General features: G+C 34.3%; 3 protein-coding genes. All 3 read right to left on the bottom strand.

Going from position 1 to position 2,385, the window contains the following annotated elements:
• Nucleotides 1-156: 156 nt before the first annotated feature.
• On the bottom strand, nt 157-378 hold the full coding sequence (locus AC1DUW_RS26060; protein ID WP_053345838.1) for a YozQ family protein: 222 nt from the start codon (nt 376-378) through the stop codon (nt 157-159).
• A 456-nt stretch (nt 379-834) separates the two neighbouring features.
• The gene (locus AC1DUW_RS26065; protein ID WP_053345837.1) at nt 835-1,569 is read right to left on the bottom strand and encodes a polysaccharide deacetylase family protein; all 735 of its coding nucleotides are present in this window, start codon (nt 1,567-1,569) and stop codon (nt 835-837) included.
• A gap of 487 nt (nt 1,570-2,056) precedes the next feature.
• On the bottom strand, nt 2,057-2,385 hold a 329-nt coding region (locus tag AC1DUW_RS26070), incomplete at its 5' end, for a TerC family protein (protein ID WP_477643845.1).

A 2,385-nucleotide genomic window follows, 5' to 3' on the forward strand; every position in this document is an offset into this window, starting at 1 on the left:
ACAGACTAGGGGATAAAAAGGAGATATTCTTCACTATCCAGGCAATTGAGTCGGTACCCAATACCTGGATAGTTTTAGCCTAAGAGAAAAACAAGTAGCTGCAAAGTTCACTCTTGAAAGCTCATGCAATGCCCTGGTAATTTCTCCTTAATTATTTTATTGGCTTTCTTCTTCAGCCTCTTCCCCTTTTATCTCTATATTCTTTCCGTCTACATCATCAACTACAGATTGCATTTCACCTTCCGTATAAGTATCCGATACTTGCTCGTGGGTTTTAGCAAGCCCAGAGGACAATGTATCCTTTCGTTTATAATCACTGACGTCATAAATTCTTCCAGCTATATCTAAAGAATCCTTTTTTGATTCCTTGCTATCCATAGAATTCACTCCTTATTTCGAATTATTTTTATCTTGACCATTTTATTAAAACAGGGAAACTTGGTTACATTTGTCATCTCATATAGATTGACAGCATGAAGTAATGACAAGGGTATTTTGCGTAAAAAATAATCCAATATTCAATAAAGATAAAAAAAACTATGAAAAGGATGATTTATCGCTGATTTAACAACCAGAGGGTTCAATCTTATCTGATTGGGAACATGAAAAATGAGGTATTTCAGTATCCATATCCATCATTCCTATCCATTTTTATGAACTCCGTTTAATGTTATTTTTTCAAAAAGGCGCCCAATTGAAGTTGAAGAATGAGGTTAATTTCATCCTCCTTTTTTATTTGAAATTTTCCTTGTTTCTGACCCAATAGCTTATAAGCACTATTACTTTTCCCTTAGGTCCAATTGAAAAAGCGATTACTTTGAATAGGAACCGCCTTCATTCTCTGTCAACAATCTTTGCAAAGTCGTCAAGGCTAGTTGAATATTTGATATAGATTCGTGGTAAAAGATAGAGTTCGTCTTTAATGCCCTTCTCAGAAAATGGTTCAGGAGTTGTCGTAAGCCCAAACAAATAGTATTTCTTCGTTTCTGCTACGACTTTGTCATTGAAATTCCCGTATGGATACGCAAGAGCATAAACTGGTTTGCCCGTTATTTTTTGAATTTTATCTTTGGACCCTTTCAGTTCATATTCATAATTTTTTATTTTCGTCAAGTCAGGATGTGTAGCAGTATGAGACTGAATTGAGATCATACCCGAATCAGCCATCGTTTTTAAATCCGATTTCGATAATCGGTTTGAGCGACCAATAAAGTCAGAGATAACAAACATGGTACCAGATGGTTTAAAACGTTCGTTTTCCAATTTTTGAAAGATAGCAAATGCATTCAGGTTGTTTTTGTATCCGTCATCAAAGGTAATGAAAATGGGTTTGTTTACTTTATTAATGTCTTGCCACCGATCAAAAGTTAATAATGTGTAGCCGTGGTCTCGTAAATAAATCATTTGTTTTTCGAAATTCTTTGGGGTTACATATAACTCCATAGAACCGTGTCCATTAAACTCTTCAATCGAATGATAAATTAAAATAGGTACTTTTCGTTGAGCAATAACTTGTGATGGGAAAATTAAGATAAGAAGACATAGGAAAAACATTGCTAACTTTTTCATAAAACTCCTCGCTTTGTATCCTTTTTATATCTTTTCAATTTATTGTTCCTCAAAAGTATAGTTCTATTATGATTTCTCTCATATTTCATTCTATCTTCCATTTTGATCAATGGTGTCTTTGATATTCCCAAATGAAAAGTAATTCCCTAAAACACTAAGGAATCGGCTTTTTTATAAGTCCTCCTTCACCAATAGCCCTGTTTGCTTAATAAGAATTTCTGTTATTCTTCATCATCAATTTCTTCTTTAGAGCTTAGAAAGAAGATATGCAACTTCTAGAAGAACTTTTCCTTCCACCACTCACCTCCCCCTTTAGTATGTAAGAAAAAAAGGTTGCCGCAGCAACCTCCCTTTTTAAAATAAAGCACCCCTTATTTGAACAAAACTTTTCGTTTAATTATCAAATAACTCAAAATTAGTAAACGGAATGATCGTTTGACAATTTAAAAATCGTTATTTTTTTACGGACAAATATATTTATTTTACTTCACTGTTTTTCTGTTTTTCCTTTAGATAAAAACCATCCACCTAATGCAATAAGCAGCATTACTGACCAAAAGATTGTATTCCAAATAGGTCCTTCAACAAACTCGTGAGGAATAATGTGCAAGGCCGGATGCGCAAGAGTATGCATTAATAACTTAACCCCAACCCAACCAACGAGTAACATTGCTGCAGTTTCAAGACTAGGGCGTTCTGTCAATATCTTAACGAAGTAACCTGCTGCAAACCGAATAACAATTAAACCAGCAATTGCTCCTAATAAAATAACTATAAATTGAGCGCCATCCATCCCCCCAATTTCACCCATTGAAG

The sequence above is a fragment of the Peribacillus sp. P4_C12 genome (assembly GCF_056402095.1).